The sequence below is a fragment of the Longimicrobiales bacterium genome (assembly GCA_028823235.1).
Taxonomy (GTDB): Bacteria; Gemmatimonadota; Gemmatimonadetes; order Longimicrobiales; family Gaopeijiaceae; genus UBA2589.
Genome location: JAPKBW010000005.1, coordinates 94,460 through 112,146, shown reverse-complemented (window position 1 = coordinate 112,146; position 17,687 = coordinate 94,460). Strand labels below are relative to the sequence as shown.

At 61.8% G+C, this 17,687-nt stretch carries 17 protein-coding genes and 1 pseudogene; 11 read left to right on the top strand and 7 right to left on the bottom strand.

All coding sequences use genetic code 11. The features are described from left to right. Window positions 1-34 precede the first annotated feature (34 nt). Together OSA81_04325 and OSA81_04320 are read left to right on the top strand one after the other, a co-directional pair. Complete coding sequence (locus OSA81_04325; GenBank protein MDE0898221.1) at window positions 35-547, top strand: deaminase; 513 nt, start codon at window positions 35-37, stop codon at window positions 545-547. A 104-nt stretch (window positions 548-651) separates the two neighbouring features. Then, window positions 652-1,764, top strand: coding sequence for an alanine--glyoxylate aminotransferase family protein (locus OSA81_04320; protein ID MDE0898220.1), 1,113 nt, complete (start codon window positions 652-654; stop codon window positions 1,762-1,764). A gap of 122 nt (window positions 1,765-1,886) precedes the next feature. Here OSA81_04320 and OSA81_04315 read toward each other — a convergent pair whose 3' ends face one another. After that, window positions 1,887-4,832, bottom strand: coding sequence for an FAD-binding protein (locus OSA81_04315; protein ID MDE0898219.1), 2,946 nt, complete (start codon window positions 4,830-4,832; stop codon window positions 1,887-1,889). Window positions 4,833-4,962: 130 nt separating this feature from the next. On the opposite strand from OSA81_04315, the gene OSA81_04310 reads away from it, so the two are divergent. The 6 genes from OSA81_04310 to OSA81_04285 are packed head-to-tail and all read left to right on the top strand — an operon-like array spanning window position 4,963 to window position 10,938. Continuing rightward, window positions 4,963-6,135, top strand: a complete 1,173-nt coding sequence (locus tag OSA81_04310; protein MDE0898218.1) for an aminotransferase class V-fold PLP-dependent enzyme — start codon at window positions 4,963-4,965, stop codon at window positions 6,133-6,135. Next, window positions 6,132-7,136, top strand: a complete 1,005-nt coding sequence (locus tag OSA81_04305; protein ID MDE0898217.1) for a TRAP transporter substrate-binding protein — start codon at window positions 6,132-6,134, stop codon at window positions 7,134-7,136. Before OSA81_04310 ends, OSA81_04305 begins: the two co-directional genes overlap by 4 nt. A 56-nt stretch (window positions 7,137-7,192) precedes the next feature. Then, window positions 7,193-7,669 carry a TRAP transporter small permease subunit gene (locus OSA81_04300; GenBank protein MDE0898216.1) on the top strand — a complete coding sequence of 159 codons (477 nt, stop codon included), beginning with the start codon at window positions 7,193-7,195 and terminating at the stop codon, window positions 7,667-7,669. Next, complete coding sequence (locus tag OSA81_04295) at window positions 7,666-8,952, top strand: TRAP transporter large permease (protein MDE0898215.1); 1,287 nt, start codon at window positions 7,666-7,668, stop codon at window positions 8,950-8,952. Before OSA81_04300 ends, OSA81_04295 begins: the two co-directional genes overlap by 4 nt. Then, window positions 8,949-9,728: an enoyl-CoA hydratase-related protein gene (locus OSA81_04290; GenBank protein ID MDE0898214.1), complete on the top strand. Its 780-nt coding sequence runs from the start codon at window positions 8,949-8,951 to the stop codon at window positions 9,726-9,728. The genes OSA81_04295 and OSA81_04290 overlap by 4 nt, the downstream gene beginning before the upstream one ends. 4 nt (window positions 9,729-9,732) lie before the next feature. After that, the gene (locus OSA81_04285; protein MDE0898213.1) at window positions 9,733-10,938 is read left to right on the top strand and encodes a CoA transferase; all 1,206 of its coding nucleotides are present in this window, start codon (window positions 9,733-9,735) and stop codon (window positions 10,936-10,938) included. A 23-nt stretch (window positions 10,939-10,961) separates the two neighbouring features. On the opposite strand, the pseudogene merB reads toward OSA81_04285, so the two are convergent. The 4 genes and pseudogenes from merB to OSA81_04265 form a co-directional block, all read right to left on the bottom strand. Then, window positions 10,962-11,438, bottom strand: a pseudogene (gene merB / locus OSA81_04280) (organomercurial lyase). A gap of 191 nt (window positions 11,439-11,629) precedes the next feature. Continuing rightward, window positions 11,630-12,817: a P1 family peptidase gene (locus OSA81_04275; protein ID MDE0898212.1), complete on the bottom strand. Its 1,188-nt coding sequence runs from the start codon at window positions 12,815-12,817 to the stop codon at window positions 11,630-11,632. Between the two features lie 51 nt (window positions 12,818-12,868). Then, the gene (gene cyoE, locus OSA81_04270) at window positions 12,869-13,756 is read right to left on the bottom strand and encodes a heme o synthase (protein MDE0898211.1); all 888 of its coding nucleotides are present in this window, start codon (window positions 13,754-13,756) and stop codon (window positions 12,869-12,871) included. Window positions 13,757-13,852: 96 nt separating this feature from the next. Continuing rightward, a complete protein-coding gene (locus OSA81_04265) occupies window positions 13,853-14,086 on the bottom strand; it encodes a hypothetical protein (protein ID MDE0898210.1) in 234 nt (77 codons plus the stop codon). 14 nt (window positions 14,087-14,100) lie between these two features. On the opposite strand from OSA81_04265, the gene OSA81_04260 reads away from it, so the two are divergent. Beyond that, a complete protein-coding gene (locus OSA81_04260) occupies window positions 14,101-14,769 on the top strand; it encodes a hypothetical protein (protein ID MDE0898209.1) in 669 nt (222 codons plus the stop codon). A gap of 40 nt (window positions 14,770-14,809) precedes the next feature. Here the strand turns inward: OSA81_04260 and OSA81_04255 are convergent, their stop codons facing one another. Beyond that, complete coding sequence (locus tag OSA81_04255) at window positions 14,810-15,025, bottom strand: hypothetical protein (GenBank protein ID MDE0898208.1); 216 nt, start codon at window positions 15,023-15,025, stop codon at window positions 14,810-14,812. A 13-nt stretch (window positions 15,026-15,038) separates the two neighbouring features. Next, a complete protein-coding gene (locus OSA81_04250) occupies window positions 15,039-15,371 on the bottom strand; it encodes a hypothetical protein (protein ID MDE0898207.1) in 333 nt (110 codons plus the stop codon). A 99-nt stretch (window positions 15,372-15,470) separates the two neighbouring features. Here OSA81_04250 and OSA81_04245 point away from each other — a divergent pair, with 99 nt between their 5' ends. Then, on the top strand, window positions 15,471-16,103 hold the full coding sequence (locus tag OSA81_04245) for an arsenate reductase ArsC (protein MDE0898206.1): 633 nt from the start codon (window positions 15,471-15,473) through the stop codon (window positions 16,101-16,103). Between the two features lie 9 nt (window positions 16,104-16,112). Then, window positions 16,113-17,687, top strand: a complete 1,575-nt coding sequence (locus OSA81_04240) for a response regulator (protein MDE0898205.1) — start codon at window positions 16,113-16,115, stop codon at window positions 17,685-17,687.

Below are 17,687 nucleotides of genomic sequence, written 5' to 3'. Positions count from 1 at the left end.
GCTTCGGAATCCCACGCAAGACCCGCGAGGACCGTTGATACCCAAAGATTGTGTGGCGGAGAATCGACATCCACTGAATCTGATGGTCCAAGAGGCCGGGGTGGACGTCGAATCGACGATCGATCGGCCGCCTCTGTTCGAGGTATACATGCGTATGGCCGAAGAGCTGGCGAAGCGTTCCACGTGTGCGCGACTTCAGGTCGGCACGGTCATTACCGACGAGCATCTTGAGAACGTCGTGGCGATCGGCTACAACGGAAACGCCAAGGGCTTTCCGAACCAGTGTGATTCCGAGGAGGCCGGAAAGTGTGGTTGCATTCACTCCGAAATGAACGCCCTCGTGAAGTCCCCTGGTCAACTCCGTGACAAAGTCGCTTTCATTACGGCGAGTCCTTGCGTGATGTGCGCGAAACTCATGGTTCAGGCGAACGTCTCCCACGTGTTCTTCCGTGAAAAGTATCGGACCACTACGGGGCTCGACGTGCTCGAGAAGGCTGGCGTAGTGGCTGTGCACTACACGCGCTGGAAGGATGCCTGGCGGGACTGAGCGCCACTGGGAAACATCTAACTTTTTGCTAGACTTCCGGGGTTCCTCGGAGCATCCCCCTGACATCAGGCTCCGGGATCGCTCAAGCTCCCGGAGAAACTCACTTGGGCCAGACCACAACAGGATCCGCCGAACGACCGTACGGACGCTTTTTTCTTCCCGGCCCGACCGAAGTCCATCCAGACGTGCTGCAGGCACAGACGCTTCCGATGGTGAGCCACCGAGGGCCCGAGAGTCGGGCCTTCATGCGTGCCCTTCAGGCGGGACTGGAGACTGTTTTCGTTACCGAACGGCCGGTCTTCATTTCGACATCGTCGGCGACTGGACTCATGGAAGCAGCGGTCCGAAATGCCGGACGGACCCGGATCCTGTCACTTGTGAACGGAGCGTTTAGTCAGCGGTTTGCGGATATTGCGCGGGCGTGTGGCTTGGAGGTAGGCGTCGTTGAGGTGCCGTGGGGGGAGGCGCACGATCCCGAACAGGTGCGAACGGCGCTCGAATCCGAATCCTACGATGCCGTGACCATGGCGCACTCGGAGACATCGACTGGAGTGCTCAACGACGTGCGTGCGTTGACGGAAGTGGTCCGTGACTTCGACGATACCCTCGTCTTAGTCGACTCCGTGTCCAGCTTCGGTGCGGCTGAGCTCCGACCGGATGAGTGGGGTATCGACTTCCTGCTGACCGGATCGCAGAAGGCATTCGCATTGCCGCCAGGGCTTTCCTTCGGGGTCGCCTCGGAGAGGATGATGGCGCGCGCTGCGGTTGCTCCGAACCGTGGCTACTACTTCGATCTGGAGTTGTTCGCCGCAAATCATGGGAAAGACCAGTCACCTACGACGCCTGCCATCTCAGTGCTCTATGCGCTCAAGGTACAATTGACGCGCATGATCAGCGAAGGGATGGCAGCACGCTGGGCGCGCCATGTCGAGATGGCGGACGCTACCTCGGCCTGGGTCGACAAGATGAGAACTGCGGGCGTCGGTCTCGAGATGGTCGCGCCGGCAGCCTTTCGGTCGCCTGCGGTCAGCACGATCCGCACGCCGGAAGGAGTCACTGGCCCTGATGTGACTCGTGGCGTCGTAGAACGCGGGTGGCTCGTTGGCGGGGGCTATGGCAAGCTGAAGCCATCGACGTTTCGGATCGGGCACATGGGTGAGAAGACTATGGGTGAACTCGATGCCGTCCTAGACGTGCTGACCGAGGTGCTTCTATGAGTGCGGAGCACGGGGGAATGGGCGGAGGTTACCGGGGATGATCTGCTGGCCCACTGCCGAGAGTTGTACCGGAGTGACGATGTCGAGTCGCTGGGCGATTTCATCTTCGGATCGTACGGGGCTTAGTCCTGATCACTCGATACGAGCGCTTCGGCGAGCACGACTGCTATGTGATCCGCGGTGCGGGTCGTCCCGTCCGCGATCTGGGCACGACAACTCGTTCCGTCCGCGACGAGCCGGGCGTGGTCTGTCCAGCGGTCGAGCTCCCCGAACAAGCCCTCCCTGCCCATCTGCATCGACATGTCGTAATGCTCCGCGTGATAGCCGAATGCCCCGGCCATACCACAGCAACCGGTGTCCAATTTCCGTACATCGAGGCCCGGGATCTTTTCGAGCATCGTGATCGTGGCTGCAGTGCCGCCGAACGCTTTCTGGTGACAGTGCCCGTGGACCAAGGCTATGTCGGATTCAGTGCTCTCGCCGAGTGGCAGCTCTCGTCCTGCGCTCCACTGCTCTGAGAGGAATTCCTCGAGCAATCCTGCTTTTGCGGCGACTGCGTCCGAAGCTGCGCCCGGAATCAGTGCCGGAATTTCGTCGCGGAGCGTGTAGAGGCACGAAGGCTCGAGCCCCACGATGGGCACGCCGGCTTCGGCCAAAGGAAGCGCCGCCGCGAGAAGGCGTTCGCCTTCGATGCGAGCCTCGTCGAGCATCCCGCTGCTGAGGTACGTGCGGCCACAGCAGAGCGGTCGCTCGCCCTCAGGGGCCTTTAGAGTTGTAGCCTTGAAGCAACCCGCCTCAAGAACGGCTGAGGCGGCTCTAGGAATCTCCGGCTCAAACCAGCGCGAAAAAGTGTCGACGAACACGGCGACGTCGGGTGTGTGCCCGGCCTCGCCTGCGTGGACCTTTTCGCCGCTGCCCAGTTCACCGTCCAGCCATGGCCGTCTGTGCCACCTGGGTAGCGGTCGCTTTGCGGCCAGCCCTACCAGGCGCTTGAACGGGCCACGTCCTCCAAGGTTGAGAAGCGGCCCTAGGCGGTGAATGCGCGGTGCGAGTCGAGGCAGGGATGCCAGCGCGCGATCCCTGGCCGAGATCCCGACGCGCGCGTTCCGGCGGTGCTGCCACTCGAGCTTCATACGGGCCATATCGACGCCGGTTGGACACTCTCGCTTGCACCCTTTGCACGAGATGCAGAGCGACATGGCCTCGGCCATCTCGGGCGAGTCGAGTCCTTCCGGCCCAAGCTGGTTCGTCAGTGCGAGGCGCAGCGCATTCGCTCTGCCTCTGGTGCTGTGTCGCTCGTCGCGCGTCGCGCGAAAAGACGGACACATGACACCGGCTTCGAATTTTCGGCACGCACCGTTGTTGTTGCAGCTTTCGACCGCGGAAAGAAGCCCCCCCTTCGCTGACCAGTCGAGGACGACAGGCAGCTCCTTCGCAGCGTACCCGGGCGGATAACGGAAGAGCGATCGGTCATCCATTCTGGGCGGATCCACGATCTTGCCAGGGTTCATCATCCCGTTGGGGTCGAACGTCTCTTTCACTTCCCTGAAGGCCTCGGTCATGCGCCGGCCGAGCATCGTCTCCAAAAATTCAGAGCGCAGGATGCCGTCTCCGTGCTCGCCCGAGTGGGTCCCTCCGAATGTGCGGACGACTTCGTGTGTCTCGTTGGCGATCTGTCGCACGAGGGCCACGTCATCAGGATCCCTGAGGTTCAATGCCGGGCGTACGTGTAGACATCCGACCGAGGCATGGGCGTACCAGGTCCCGTCTGTGTCATGACGAGCGAAAATCTCACTCACCTGCTCCGCGTATGCAGCTAGGTGCTCCAAGGGCACCGCGCAGTCCTCGATGAAGGAGATGGGCTTCCTCGGCCCTGCCATCGACATGACGATATTGAGGCCGGCTTTTCGGAGTGCCCAGACAGCGCCCTGACCTTCGGGCGTGATTGCGGACTCGACGCTGTCGGGGAAGCCGAGATCGCCCAAAAGGGTAGCCAGCTCGGTGAGCTTCGGTATCAGAAATGTCGACTCCGCTCCCTCCTCCGTCGTCGCGAACTCCACGAGGAGCAGGGCGCCGGGCTCGCCCCGCACGAACGTGGACATGGTATCGCGAAACTCCGGCCGCTCAGCAGCGAGTCGGAGTACGTTGCTGTCGACCAGCTCGACGGCGCTCGGCTCGATCTGGACCAGATGTTGGACGGCATCTAGGGCAGTGACCAGCGTGGGAAAATGACAGATTCCCAACACGCGGGCTGTCGGTTGTTTCGCGAGTCGCAGGCGTAGCTCTGAGAAGAAGCCAAGCGTTCCCTCCGAGCCGATGAGGAGGCGGGCGATATTTTCTGCTGCTGGGTCCAGCCTTTCGAGATTGTAGCCGGCGACGTTCCGCATGGTGCGGGGCGCCCGTGCCGCGATCTCTTTGGCCTCTCTCGTATGCAGCGCGCGAAGTACTGCGAGCTCACTCGGCATGTCGGAGCCTTCGGTCCCGCCTTCTCCGACCCAAAATGTTCGACCGTCAGCGAGTATGACCTCGACCGCCGAGACGTTGTCGACCATCATCCCGTACTGAAGCGAGCGTGCCCCCGCACTGTTGTTGCCGGCCATTCCACCGAGGGTGGCCCGGCTGCCGGTCGACGGATCCACTGGAAACCAGAGGCCTGTAGCCTCAAGGGACTGGTTCAGAGTATCGAGCGTGATGCCTGGTTCGACACAGATGTGCTGGGGGTTGTCGCCTCGGTCGGGGCCGAGCTGCATGAACTCGAGATCACTGATGTGCCTCAGATGGCGACTTGTGTCGAGAATGACCGCCCGGCCGATAGTCTGTCCGCATTGCGATGTCCCCCCACCTCTCGGGAGAACGGGAACGTCCCGTTCCCGAGCGATTTCGAGGATCGCCTGCACATCCGCGGTGGTCTCGGGAAAGACAACTCCGAGAGGCTCGATCTGATAGTGAGAGGCGTCGGTCGAGTAGAGGCCCCGGGTGAACGCGTCGAAGGAAACGTCCCCTTTGATCGCCGTCCTCAGGGCGCGCTCCAGCGCTGGATCTCCCGGAGCTACCTTCGCATCAGCCATTCTATAAGACTCTCAAGCGAATCAGGGGTTAAGCGGGTGTCTGGGGGTCCCGGAGCACTTATGTTGGCCCCTTCCCCGTGGCGCCAATCTATGGTTTGTCGCCTCCCGTCGCACCCGAACGAGAACCACTTTGAGCTACCAAAGCGGTCGACACTTTCTTCAGCTTCCCGGCCCGACGAATACACCCGAGCGTGTTCTTCGGGCGATGTCCAAGCCTACCATCGATCATCGGGGGCCGGAGTTCGAGGCCCTCACGCATCGATTGCTCGCAGATCTGCGGTGGATTTGCGGCACGACCGACGATGTCTTCATCTATCCGGCATCGGGGAGTGGCGCCTGGGAAGCTGCTATCGTGAACACGCTCTCCTCCGGGGATACGGTGGTCGCCTTCGAGCAGGGTTTCTTCGCTCAAAGTTGGGCTCAAGTGGCGGTCCGGTTCGGGTTGGACGTGAGACTTCAATCGTGGGACGGACGTCAGGGCGTCACCCCGGACGCGGTGACGAAGTTGCTGTCCGACGACGGCAATCAAGCGATAAAGGCCGTCATGATCGTTCACAACGAGACGTCGACCGGAGTCACCACCAACATCAAGGCGATCGCAGCAGCGATGCAGGCATCCGGGCACCCGGCGCTTCTCTTCATTGATGCTGTGTCCTCCCTCGCGGTGACCGATCTTCGTCACGACGAGTGGGGCCTCGATGTCACCGTGTCGGGTTCGCAGAAGGGACTCACGCTCCCGCCCGGCCTGGCAGTGATGGCGGCTGGCCCAAGGGCGATAGCGGCGCATGAGTCGGCCACAATCCCGCGATCGTACTGGGACTGGGATGACCAACGGGCAGCCAATGCCAAGGGCTCGTTTCCCTATACCCCGGCGACGAACCTCCTCTATGGACTGGAGGAAGCCTTCGCGATGCTGCGCGAAGAGGGAATGGACAACGTATTCGCCCGGCATCGGCGCTTCGGCTCAGCCGTCCGGGCGGCTGTTGCGACATGGGGCTTCGACACTGTATCCACAGTAGCGTCCGAGGCGAGCCAGGCTGCCACGGCTGTCATCATGCCGGACGGACATGACGCTGATGCTCTGCGCGCGCTCATCCTCGAGCGTTTCGACATGTCTTTGGGTACCGGACTAGGGGAATGGAAAGGGCGTGTATTCCGGATCGGACATCTCGGTGATCTGAATGCCTTGGCTCTGATGGGCACACTCGCTGGTGTTGAAATGGGACTCGGACTTGCTGGAATCCCTCATACTGCGGGCGGTGTCGCAGCCGCCATGGCGGTCCTTGCCGAGGAAGCATCATGAATACGAGATCTCAAGTCTCCTTCCGATTGTCCGCACTCGCTCTTACCGCCATGCTGGTCACTACAGGATGTGCCCAGGACGCGACAACTCCGCGAGAGCTGAAGTTCGGGCACGTTGGCGAGCCTGGCTCTCTCTTCGCGCTTTCTGCCGACGAGTTCGCGCGCCGTGCCAACGAGAGACTCCCCGAAGGTTGGGAGGTCATCACTTACGGCTCGAGTCAGCTTGGTGGGGACGAACTTCTCTTGCAGAAGATCAAGCTCGGTACCGTCGATTTCGCATTGCCCTCGACGATCATGTCGTCACAGGTCGACGAATTTGGCCTGTTTGAAATGCCCTATCTCGTGCGCGACCGGGCCCACATGCGGGCGATTGAAGAGGATGTCGTCTGGCCTGATCTCGTCCCGCTCGCGGAGGCTGCCGGGTACCGGATCATTTCGATCTGGGAGAACGGCTTCCGCCATGTGACCAACAACAGGCAGCCAATCGAGACGCCGGCCGATCTGGACGGTGTGAAGCTTCGGACCCCGAGCGGCGTATGGCGCCTGAAGCTCTTCCAAGCGCTAGGTGCGAACCCCACACCTATGGCGCTTTCCGAGGTGTTCATCGGGCTGCAGACCGGTGTTATCGATGGGCAGGAGAATCCGCTAGCACAGATCTGGGGTTCGAAACTGTACGAGGTGCAGGAGTACCTGTCCCTCACTGGCCACGTGTATACACCGGCTTATGTCGTGACGTCTCCTGCTCGCTGGGATGGCCTGCCACCTGAGATTCGCGCGATTCTAGAAGAAGAGGCGCGAGCCTCGCAGACGTTCGTACATGAGACTGCTGCACGGCTCGACTCCGAGCTGCTCGATCAGATCAGGGAGGCAGGTGTCGCGGTGAATGATCCACCGCAGGGTGCGTTCCTTGAGGCCAGTGCTTCGATGTACGACGAGTATGCCGCTGCGGTCGAGGGTGGTGAAGCTCGAGTCGAACGCGCGATGCAGGCGGGCTCACGCTGAGGAGTCGCATTCGGTCGGGGCTCCAAACGGGGCTCGAGTACGTTGTGCTCGCCTTGATGATCACTCTGGCCGTGGTCGTCGTGGTCGGAATCGTCTTCCGGAAGGCTGGCGCATCTCTCATCTGGTATGACGAGATAGCGTCTATTCTGCTCGCGTGGCTCACGTACTACGGAGCGGCACTGGCTGCGCTGCACAGGGCCCATATCGGCATGCCGACTCTGGTGGATCGCCTTTCGGGCAAGGCGCGGACCGCGTTGGTCCTCGTCGGTGAGTTCTGCACTATCGCCTTTTTCGGTGTTCTGGCTTGGGCCGGCCTGAGAGTGCTCTCCGTGCTCGGGGGCACCACACTCGTGTCACTGCCGGCTGTTCCTGCCTCTCTTGTTCAGTCGGTAATCCCGATCGGAGCGATTCTATTCATCATCGCTCAGCTCCTCTCTCTACCCGAGGTGCTTGCGGGGCCTGATGCGGACTCCCCGGAGGAGGCGCTGGCTCACACGGACCCGACTGCAGAGGAAGAGGAGGGCGCACGATGAGCCTTCTCGCGATCGGACTTCTCCTCTTCGCACTCGTCCTGATCGGAGTGCCGATTGCCGTCTCTCTAGGGGTCGTCGCGATCGTCGCGATGCTGACCGGTCCAGGCGGAGTTGGATCCCTGCCCAACGCGGCTCTTGTGATGTTCGACGGTGCGACGTCGTTCCCGCTCATCGCGATCCCGCTCTTCATCCTGGCAGGCGCCATCATGAACGCGTCGGGGATCAGTCGTCGCCTCATCGCGTTCGCCTCTGCCATGGTTGGCTTCATTCGAGGCGGACTCGCAATGGTGACGATCAGTGCGTCACTTTTCTTTGCTGAAATTTCTGGGTCAGCTGTCGCCGACGTCGCGGCGCTGGGTTCGATTCTGATCCCTGCGATGGAGAAGAAAGGATATTCTCGCGCATTCGCTGCGGCAGTGACTTCGTCGTCTGCCACGCTCGCCGTCATCATCCCTCCGTCGATCCCGATGATCATCTATGGGGTGATGTCCGGGACCTCGATCGTGGAACTATTCGTTGCGGGAATCGTTCCCGGTGTCCTAGGTGGTGGACTCATGATGCTGGTCGCCTACGGTCTAGCGCGGAAGCATGACTTTCCCCGGGAGCAGGCGTTCGAGCTTCAGCGGGTATGGGACACGTTCAAAGATGCAGGGTGGGCCCTCCTGCTCCCGGTCATCATCCTTGGTGGGATTTTTTCCGGCTGGGTGACCGCAACCGAGGGCGCTGGTCTGGCAGTGGTGGCCAGCATCGGAATTGGAGGTCTTGTGTACCGCGAGCTCGACTGGCCGCTGCTGCGGCGCGCCATGCTCGAAGGTGGTCAACAGACGGCGGTGGTCATGCTGCTCGTTGCGGCTTCAGCGCTCCTGGGAGATTACCTGACCGAAGTGCGCGTTCCGCAGGCTGTCGCGCAGGGTATAATGGCGTTCACGCAGGAGCGGTGGGCGATTCTGTTGCTCCTCAACGGCTTCTTCCTGGTAATCGGACTCTTTCTTCACTCGGCCGCAGCGATAATCCTAGTAGTACCGATAGTGATGCCGCTGGTGCAGGCCGCGGGCATCGATCCCGTACACTTTGGACTCATCGTGACGCTCAATCTTGGCATTGGTCAGCAGACCCCACCGGTCGCTTCGGTTCTTGTGACCGCGTGTTCGGTCGCGAAGGCGGATATCTGGGAGGTGAGCAAGGTGAACGTGTACTTTGTAGCGGTACTCGTCGCGATGCTGCTTCTGGTCACCTACGTCCCGATCGTCCCGCTGGCGCTGGTCGAGCTGTTTTACCGATGAGTGCTCTCGTTCACGTCGAGGTCGACACGCCGATCGCGACCGTTCGGTTCGATGGTCCGGAACGGCACAATGTTCTTGACGTCGACGGTTGGGTAGCTGTGGCCGCCGCTTTTCGTGAGATCTCGGCGATTGACGAGGTGCGGTGCATTGCGGTTCGGGGCACTGGAGGGAGGGCGTTTTCGGCCGGTTCTGACATCCGGGCTTTTGATACACAGCGTTCAACTCCGGAGGATGTACGGATCTACTCGGACGCAATCGCCGCTGCCATGTATGCGATTCGGGTGTGCAGGCACCCCACCGTCGCGCTCATCGAAGGATTGTGCGTCGGAGGAGGCCTTGAAATCGCGGCATGTTGTGATCTTCGCGTTTGCGGTGAGTCCAGCCTTTTTGGTGCCCCGATCAATCGCCTCGGGCTCACGATGTCTCACGAGGAACTCGAGCCACTCGTGAGACTCCTCGGAGCGGCTCCCGTCCTCGAGATCCTCCTGACCGGAGATCTCATCAACGCGGAACGGGCTCAGCAATGCGGTCTGGTGAACCGCGTTCATCCTGATGCTGCCGTCGTCGAGCACGGATATGGCCTCGTCGCTCGCATCGCAACGGGCGCGCCGTTGGTGAATCGCTGGCACAAGAAATTCGTTCGCCGGGTCCTAGAGCGGCGGCCGGTCAGAGACACGGAGCGAGACGAGGCCCAAGAGGCCTTTGAAACCGAGGATTACCTCGAAGGGCGGCGTGCCTTTCTCGAGAAGCGGGACCCCGATTTCCGCGGGCATTGATCTGATGACTGGACCGCTCCAGGGCGTACGGGTCATCGAGCTGGCGCATATCATGGCTGGCCCGGTTTGCGGGCTGATGCTCGCCGACATGGGCGCCGACGTGATCAAGATCGAACGGCTTCCGAACGGGGATGGGACGAGGGGTTTCGTACCGCCTGATGTGGACGGAGAGTCAGCGGCGTTCATGATGCTCAACCGAGGCAAGCGGGGGATCGCTCTCGATCTGCGCTCCGAGGAGGGCGTGGAGATCGTCCGTAAACTCCTCGCCGATGCTGATGTCGTGATCGAGAATTTCCGCGTCGGGACCATGGAGCGGATGGGGCTAGACTGGGCGACGCTATCGGCGGCGAATCCACGGCTCGTTTACGGCCAGATCACTGGCTTCGGGCGCACCGGGCCGTTGGCCGATCAAGGTGGATTCGACCTGATTGCGCAAGGTTACTCGGGGTTGATGAGCGTAACCGGGGAGGGAGGTGGGCGGAGCCCCGTGAAGGTCGGCGCGCCGGTCACGGACATCACCGCTGGTATTCTTGCTGCCTTTGGAATTGCGTCCGCGCTCTTCGAGCGTGCAAGGACGGGGCAGGGGCGCCTTGTTGACACGTCTCTGCTGGAGGCCGGGATCGCGCACACGTATTGGCAGAGCGCTATTTCGCTCGCGTCAGGGACGTCGCCAGGTGCGTTAGGTACGGCGCACCCGCTGGCCGCTCCGTATCAGGCGTTCGAAACGTCCGATGGCTGGATCAATGTCGGTGCGTCCAATGAGGGCACATGGCGCAGCCTGACAACGGCGATCGACCGCCCTGACCTCGGCGAGGACGAACGCTTCGGCACCAACGCGGACAGGATGCGAAACCTCCCTGCTCTGATCCAAGAGGTTTCGCCGGAATTCCGCGCGCGTAAATCTGATGAGTGGCTCGCTCGCTTGACCGAGTCCGGAGTCCCCGCGGGGCCGATCGCATCGATTGGAGAGATGCTCGAGCACCCACAAACGCTCGCTCGTGACATGGTATTGGAGGTCGATCACAGCAGGCTTGGTCCGGTCCGGTCCGTCGGGAATCCGGTGAAGATCGATGACCGATCCGTCGTTTCAGATCGTGGCGCGCCGCTCTTCGGTGAGCACACCCGCGAGGTTCTCGAAGAGGCGGGGCTTGCCAGGGAAGAGATCGAGTCAGTACTCGCTTCTGGAGTGGGGTACGCGCTGGAATCCTGAGGTGGATTCGGTGAAAGGACTGACTATCCGAGCTTCCAGAAGGGCCCTTCGAGTCCGACGCCGTCGAGAATCGCCTGCGCGTGTGCCGTGCTGCGGCCTCTCCATGAGGGTGATATCCGGCCCGCGTACCAGGGCTGCACGAGCGCCCACATCTGCTCGAGTGACAGAACGGCGCCCCGGGGGTGCCCGGTGCGGGTCAACCATTGCTCAACATGCCCTTCCGACCGGAAGGCGAGGTAGTGGCTTCAGGTGAAGCCGATGTCTTTCCACGCCTGCCCAATCGGGGTGACCAGGTGGATCACTCCGTCTCCAGCGACCTGGCCTTCCCGAACGCCGAATTCCATGGCCTCCCCGCTCTCGGCGCAGTGCGTGCGCGTCCAGGCGTCCGTGTCGAGAATCGCTCCCACGCCCAGAGCATCCCAGGCACAGGGCGAGAAGCACGTCATTGAGGGAGTCTCGACTTCAAAGTCCGTCGGCACGCCGGAAAACGGGTTGGCCATCCAGACGCCTCCGCCATCGTGTCTTAGCGCGACTTCGTGTGCCGCGAAGAGCACCTCGAGGGAGGTATAAACCTGGTGCTCGGTGCCACTGACCAGCGCGGCGAGTTCGGGAATCGCCGGTGCCTGACCCGTCTCGGCGAAGCTGCGATAGATGTGTGCTCGGACCGACCAGTCGAAGTCGCTGGGTCGGCTCATCGAACCACCCCATAACGCCTGAGGATCTCAACGGTGGCTTCGACGGGGAGCGCCTCAACGGTCATCCCGTTGCTGGTGACCGTCTCCGCCTTGAAGAGCGAGTTGTAGATCGCTTCTTCCGTTGCCTCGATGGTCGCTTCAAAGAGAGAGCTCATCCCGCCGTTCGAGACCGAGTCGAAGCTCCGCACTCCCCCGGAAGGACTCCTTCGGACGGCTTCGGAGGTCGAGAACGCGATGACGTAGTCGCCTGAACCGTTGCTGGCGTAAGAGCCGGTGCGCGACAGGCCCATGACCGCCCTGCGCGCTACCCGCTCCAGATTGCGGTCGGAGAGCGGCGCATCGGTGGCTACGACCATCATGATCGAACCCCACTCCTGCACATCAGCCCGTGGGTCATAGTCTGCATCAGATCCGACCTGGGAGGAGAAGGCGTACTGGCCGAGTTCCTGACCGACCGGCGCTCCATCGATCTGGAGGATGCCGCCGAAATTAGACTGCACGAGGACCCCTATGGTATAGCCGCCAAGGCTCTCGGGGAGCACTCGGCTGCTCGTCCCGATCCCACCTTTCCAGCCGAACGCGACCGTGCCAGCACCGGCTCCGATTGCACCCTCGACTACCGGACCGGCCGAAGCGTTCTCGAGCGCTGCGACAACATGCTCGGGCGTGATGGGTCGTCGGCGGATGTCGTTGAGACCACCATCGTTCGTTTCGCCCACTAGGGCGTTCAGAGAACGGACCGCTTCCATGCCATCGAGACCGATCATCCACTCGACCATGGCGTCCGCTGCCTTCCATACACACAGCGTACACGTGAGCAGAATCGGCGTCTCCATTTCTCCGAGTTCTCGGACTTGGGTCACTCCGAGAAGCTTTCCGTACCCGTTGCCGACGTGGATTGCTGCGGGAACGCGTGACAGGTAGGCGTTGCCCGAGTGTGGAAGGATGGCGGTCACCCCCGTGCGCACGTTTGGCTCTTCGATGACGGTCGTGTGTCCGACTCGGACCCCGGCTACATCGGTGATCGCGTTGTGCGTTCCCGGATCGAAGACCCCTACGACGATGCCGAGGTCTCGTGCTCGGGGCCGGTCCAGGTCCTGACCGTGGGTAGCTCCGGGAGTCACAGCGCACGCCGTGATCAGTAGTGTCGCGATGAAGAGCCGACGAACGCTTGGACAGATCACATCAATCCTCTTGGTGCGGAGTCAGATGGTGCGGTCAGCTAGACGGTACTGTCACAGCCTCATCGCGTCGAACACCATCAGGCAGAGCAGGAGCGGATGATAAAGCAGCGACGTCAGGAAGACGCGCCGCGCCGATTCCTCCGTCATGTTCATGGTCGCCCGCACCGCGGACGCCAGAAAGGCTGCTCCGAGCAGCGTGGCGCCGACGAGATATGGAGTTCCTGTGTAGCCGAGCAGAGACGGCAACCAGCTTACAGGGATCAGGAGGCCAGTCGCGGCGATCATCTGCAGCCCGATCGACCGGGCTCCGCCCTGCGGGATGAGCTGAAAGCCGACGCGCGCGTAGTCCTCCCGGAGCATCCATGCGAGGCCGAGCACGTGAGGTAGTTGCCACAAGTATCCGATCGCAAAAAGGGCGAGTCCACCCTGATTGATCGTGCCGGTTCCGGCTGTCCACCCGATGAGCATCGGGAGCGCGCCCGGCACCGAGCCGGCCAGCGTCGCCATGTAGGACCGGCTCTTGAGCGGCGTGTAGACCGCGTGATACAGAAGAGCGCTCGCTGCCGTGAGCAGCGCGGGAAGCGCACCCAGGAAGAGAGCCAGATAGATGAGTCCACCCATCAGCAGGGCGCTGCCGAACGCGAGCGCTTCCATGGGCTCGAGCCGTCCGGTCGGCAGGGGCCGGCCGCGTGTACGGTGCATCACCGCGTCCGCGTCCCGCTCTACGTACTGGTTGAGCGAAAGTGCGCCCGCTGTCGCGAGTCCGGTGCCGAAAATGGTGTGAATGGCGGTCGCCAGACTCAGGTCACCGTTAGTGCCCACGAAGGCGCTCGCACCCGCCGTGACCATCACGTACCCAACGATACCCGGCTTTGTCAGCTCGTAGTATGCCCTGGGCCGTGAACCTTTAGGCTGGGTGCGGACTGCGGCGTGATCCATGCCGTGTGGCATCGGGGAAGAAAAAACCAGCGGCTCGCGTGATACGAGCCGAGAAAGTACTGCGAAATCTACCGGACCGTCATGGAGAGTAAACCGCTAATCGGCCCGGAGTGCTTGGAACGGATTGACGAGCGCGGCGCGGCGCGTGGGCATATAGGTCCTGAGACTGGCGATAGAACCGAGCAGCACCGGTGGAGTCAGCATGGCCGAGGGGTCGAGTGAGCTGACTTCGTAAAGAAATCCTGCACTCCTCAGGGCTCCGCCCAGGTAATTAACCCTGAGGCCGCCCTTTCGAGGGAAACCCGTTGCCCCCCGATTCAGTAGTATCATGGGCAAGGAGATCCATGATTGTTCAGCATGACATCAGCGCAGTAGATCGACGACGCCGAGATCGAAAAGTCTGGCGTGCGGGACTGCTGCTGTCCGTTCTATTTCACTTGCTGATCTTCTTTGTCTGGCCAGGGAACGTGAGCCCGCTCTCTCCTTTCGCCGCTGCGGGGCCGCGGACGGGCGACAATCGTGCTGCAGCCGGGGGTCTTCAGGCGATCAATGTCCGGACGCCGCCGGTCCGCCCGATCATTCCGCCGCCCGCACCGATCACGGTGGAGGTCGAGATCGATCCTGTCGAATTCGAACAGGAGGAACAGTTTGACCCGGCCTTGGTGCTTGGCGAGCAGCCAGGCCGGTTGGAGAAGCCGGGACTGGGGGACGCTACGGGCCAGGGAGATGGCGGGAATACAGACGAGGGGTTCTTCCGACTTCAGCCGGCAACTCCGCGGGGCATGATCATCCCTCCGACGAACCGAGGCCTCCGTGGTACCGAGGTTCAGGTGTGGGTCTTCGTGAACGCGGCTGGACGAGTTGTGGCTGACTCGACTCGACTGGACCCGCCCACGAGGGATCGGAGCTTCAATCGTCGCCTCATCAGCGAGGCCGCAGAATGGATCTTCCGTCCTGCGGTGCAGGAAGGGAAGCCGGTCGCGTCGTGGTTCCCCTACCGGATCACGATGTAGCGCCGATTCGAGCCACCTTCCTGAGCCTGCCTGACTTCACCTACTCTGATCGAAGCGCGGAAGATGGATTCACCCCGGCCGCCAATGTTGCTGGAATCCAGTACGCCGTAATCGATACGGGTAGGAGGCTGATCGCGACCGTCCACGGGAGACCGGAGAAGTTGCGCTGATTTTGTATAAAAGCGCCGTCATGAATCAGCATCAGGAATGCCGCGGCTACCAACTCGACGTCCATGCACCCAAGGGAGAGTAGCAACCCTGCTCATTCATTACCGCGCGTACGTGACTTCCGCCTCCCACTTTCGGCGCCGAAGATCCTCGGAAGGGTCGGAAGGCGATCGAGCGCCTCGGCAATTGATTCCTCGCCGAGCCGAGTCAGCGTGTAGTACCGTCTTTGGCGCACGCTGTTTCTTGATCGCGATCTCCGCGCTGTCCCACTTTGCATCCAACACAGCGCGCCGTTCCAGTCGGGGAAGAAGTAGATACAGTGTGCCGTCGGGAAGCGCCGAGGCGTCCATGATGTCAAAGCCGTACCGGTGACCGCTGCAGATTGCGATCAGCACGGTGGCGGTGGGGTAGGTCAGGCTGAAGAGTTGGCCCATCGGATTCCTCTCAGGTGGCCGACATGTAGAATTCTAGGTGGGCGTGCAGGTGTGTGATGGTGCGATGATCAGAATGGTTTGACTCAGATTGGAGGGCAGATGAACGAAGTCGTCGAGGTGCGGCTTGCGACTGGTCACGACAGCGTCGGCCATGGGAGTCAACTTGAGGAGATCGGCGAGATTGCGGTTCGCCTGGGTGTCGATCTCGTCATGAAAGAGACGGAGGCCCATCAAGGGGTCGACAGCGGATTCGTGGGTGACGTTGAGATCTCTCCGGATGCGCCGGCCTGGCTCCTCGAGGCAGCCTTTCTCCGCGCTCTGGCACCCAGCCATATCCTGTTTTTGTGTGTCGCGAACTCGGCGCGCAGCCAGCTCGCCGAGGGGCTCGCTCGGTCACTCGCCCCGGCGGGCGTGCGGATCTCGTCGGCGGGATCCGCGCCGACGGCGCTACGGCCTCAGGCCATCGAGGCACTCGCCGAGATCGGACTCGACATCTCCTCGCATCGCTCGATTGGGATCGATGAGGTCGAGCTCCCCGTGGAAGCCGTGATCACACTTTGCGCAGAGGAAGTCTGCCCGGTATGGCTGGAACCGGTCTCTCGACTGCACTGGAGGCTACCCGACCCCGCAGCGGCGGTCGGGAGTGCAGCCGATGATATCGAGGCGTTCCGCGAGGTGCGCGACGAATTGTCGAAGCGGCTGCGGGTGCTGTTCAAGGGACCCCTCACTTAGCTTCCCACCATGCCCCAGAACGTCCGTCCAAAGAAGCGCATCCTGTGGGTCGATGACGAAATCGACCTTCTGAAGCCGCACCTGCTGTTCCTTCAGGCGCGCGGCTATCACGTGGACGCCGTCTCGAATGGGGACGATGCGCTCGAGCTCATCCGCGAAGCGCCCTACGACCTCGTGCTTCTCGACGAACAGATGCCGGGCCGCAGCGGTTTTGAGGTGCTCCAAATCATGCGCCGCGCGGACCCGCATCAGCGCGTCGTAATGGTCACGAAATCGGAAGAGGATCACACGATGACCGAGGCGATCGGTCGACGCGTGGACGACTATCTCGTGAAGCCCACGTCTCCGCGGCAGGTCCTCTCAGTCGTCACGCGGATTCTCGAAGGTTCCTCCATCCGTCAGCAACGCGCGGCGCAGGATTTCGCGTCCGGCTTCGGCGCACTGACCCAGAAGGCGCAGTCCGCGGCGACCGCAGATGAGTTCGCCCAGGTTTATACCGAACTCGTGGACTGGCAGCTCCGGTTGCGGGAGGCTGGTGAGCAGGGCCTGCTCGATACGGTTCATTCGATGGTCGTCGATCTCCGGAGGGAGTTTGGAGCGTGGGTCATTTTGGAGTATCCGAAATGGGTGCAGGACTCCGCGGACCGACCTCGTCTTTCTGTCGATCTCGTCCGTGAATTTCTCGTGCCACGTCTCGGCACGGACCCTGTCTATTTCGTCGTCCTGGACTGCATGCGCTTGGATCAGTGGCGTGCAATGGCACCGCTCCTCGCGGAGTACTTCGAAATCGAGGAGACCTATCACTATTCCATCCTCCCGACAGCGACTCCGTATGCGCGCAACGCGATCTTCAGCGGACAGTATCCGGATGAGATCGCGCAGAAGCGCCCCGAGTGGTGGAACCCTTCGGACGATGAAGGGAGTCTCAATGCGTTCGAGGATGAGCTTCTTACGGAGCAGCTCAAGCGACTGACTGGCCGCGATGTGCCCGTCCACTACGACAAGATATTTTCTGATCGGCAGGGGGCGCAGGTCCGCAGCCGCGTGAACTCTGCGCTCAAGACACCGGGCACCGTGATCGCCCTGGTCTTCAACTTCGTAGACCTCATGACCCATGGTCGGTCCGAGTCTCCGATTCTCATGGAGGTCGCCCGCGACGAAGCCGCGCTGCGTGACCTGACGAGAGCCTGGTTCGAGCGCTCGACTGCCTTCGACGTGTTGCGTGAGGCCGCCCGGCGAGGACACAAGGTCATTCTCACGACAGACCACGGGTCGATTCTTTGTCAGCACCCGTCGACGGTCTTCGCGCGACGGGACGCGACCAGCAATCTCCGTTACAAGTTCGGACAGGACCTTCGCGCCGAGGTAGGGGCGACAGCATTCACCACGCGTGACGAGAAGGATCTCCGTCTCCCGGCAGGCCGGCTCGGAATGTCCTATCTGGTGGCGCGGGATGACTATTTTTTCGTGTATCCGACGAAGCTCCGCGAATACCAAGCGCGGTACCGCAACTCATTCCTTCACGGCGGCATCAGTCCCGAAGAGATGATTGTACCGGTCGTCAGCCTTACACCGCGGCCGTAG

Coding starts and splice junctions, on each gene's coding strand:
- OSA81_04315 (MDE0898219.1), bottom strand. CDS start 4,832: ATGGCTGATGCGAAGGTAGCTCCGGGAGATCCAGCGCTGGAGCGCGCC.
- OSA81_04305 (MDE0898217.1), top strand. CDS start 6,132: ATGAATACGAGATCTCAAGTCTCCTTCCGATTGTCCGCACTCGCTCTT.
- OSA81_04300 (MDE0898216.1), top strand. CDS start 7,193: ATGATCACTCTGGCCGTGGTCGTCGTGGTCGGAATCGTCTTCCGGAAG.
- OSA81_04295 (MDE0898215.1), top strand. CDS start 7,666: ATGAGCCTTCTCGCGATCGGACTTCTCCTCTTCGCACTCGTCCTGATC.
- OSA81_04290 (MDE0898214.1), top strand. CDS start 8,949: ATGAGTGCTCTCGTTCACGTCGAGGTCGACACGCCGATCGCGACCGTT.
- OSA81_04285 (MDE0898213.1), top strand. CDS start 9,733: ATGACTGGACCGCTCCAGGGCGTACGGGTCATCGAGCTGGCGCATATC.
- cyoE (MDE0898211.1), bottom strand. CDS start 13,756: ATGGATCACGCCGCAGTCCGCACCCAGCCTAAAGGTTCACGGCCCAGG.
- OSA81_04265 (MDE0898210.1), bottom strand. CDS start 14,086: ATGATACTACTGAATCGGGGGGCAACGGGTTTCCCTCGAAAGGGCGGC.
- OSA81_04260 (MDE0898209.1), top strand. CDS start 14,101: ATGATTGTTCAGCATGACATCAGCGCAGTAGATCGACGACGCCGAGAT.
- OSA81_04250 (MDE0898207.1), bottom strand. CDS start 15,371: ATGGGCCAACTCTTCAGCCTGACCTACCCCACCGCCACCGTGCTGATC.
- OSA81_04245 (MDE0898206.1), top strand. CDS start 15,471: ATGAACGAAGTCGTCGAGGTGCGGCTTGCGACTGGTCACGACAGCGTC.
- OSA81_04240 (MDE0898205.1), top strand. CDS start 16,113: ATGCCCCAGAACGTCCGTCCAAAGAAGCGCATCCTGTGGGTCGATGAC.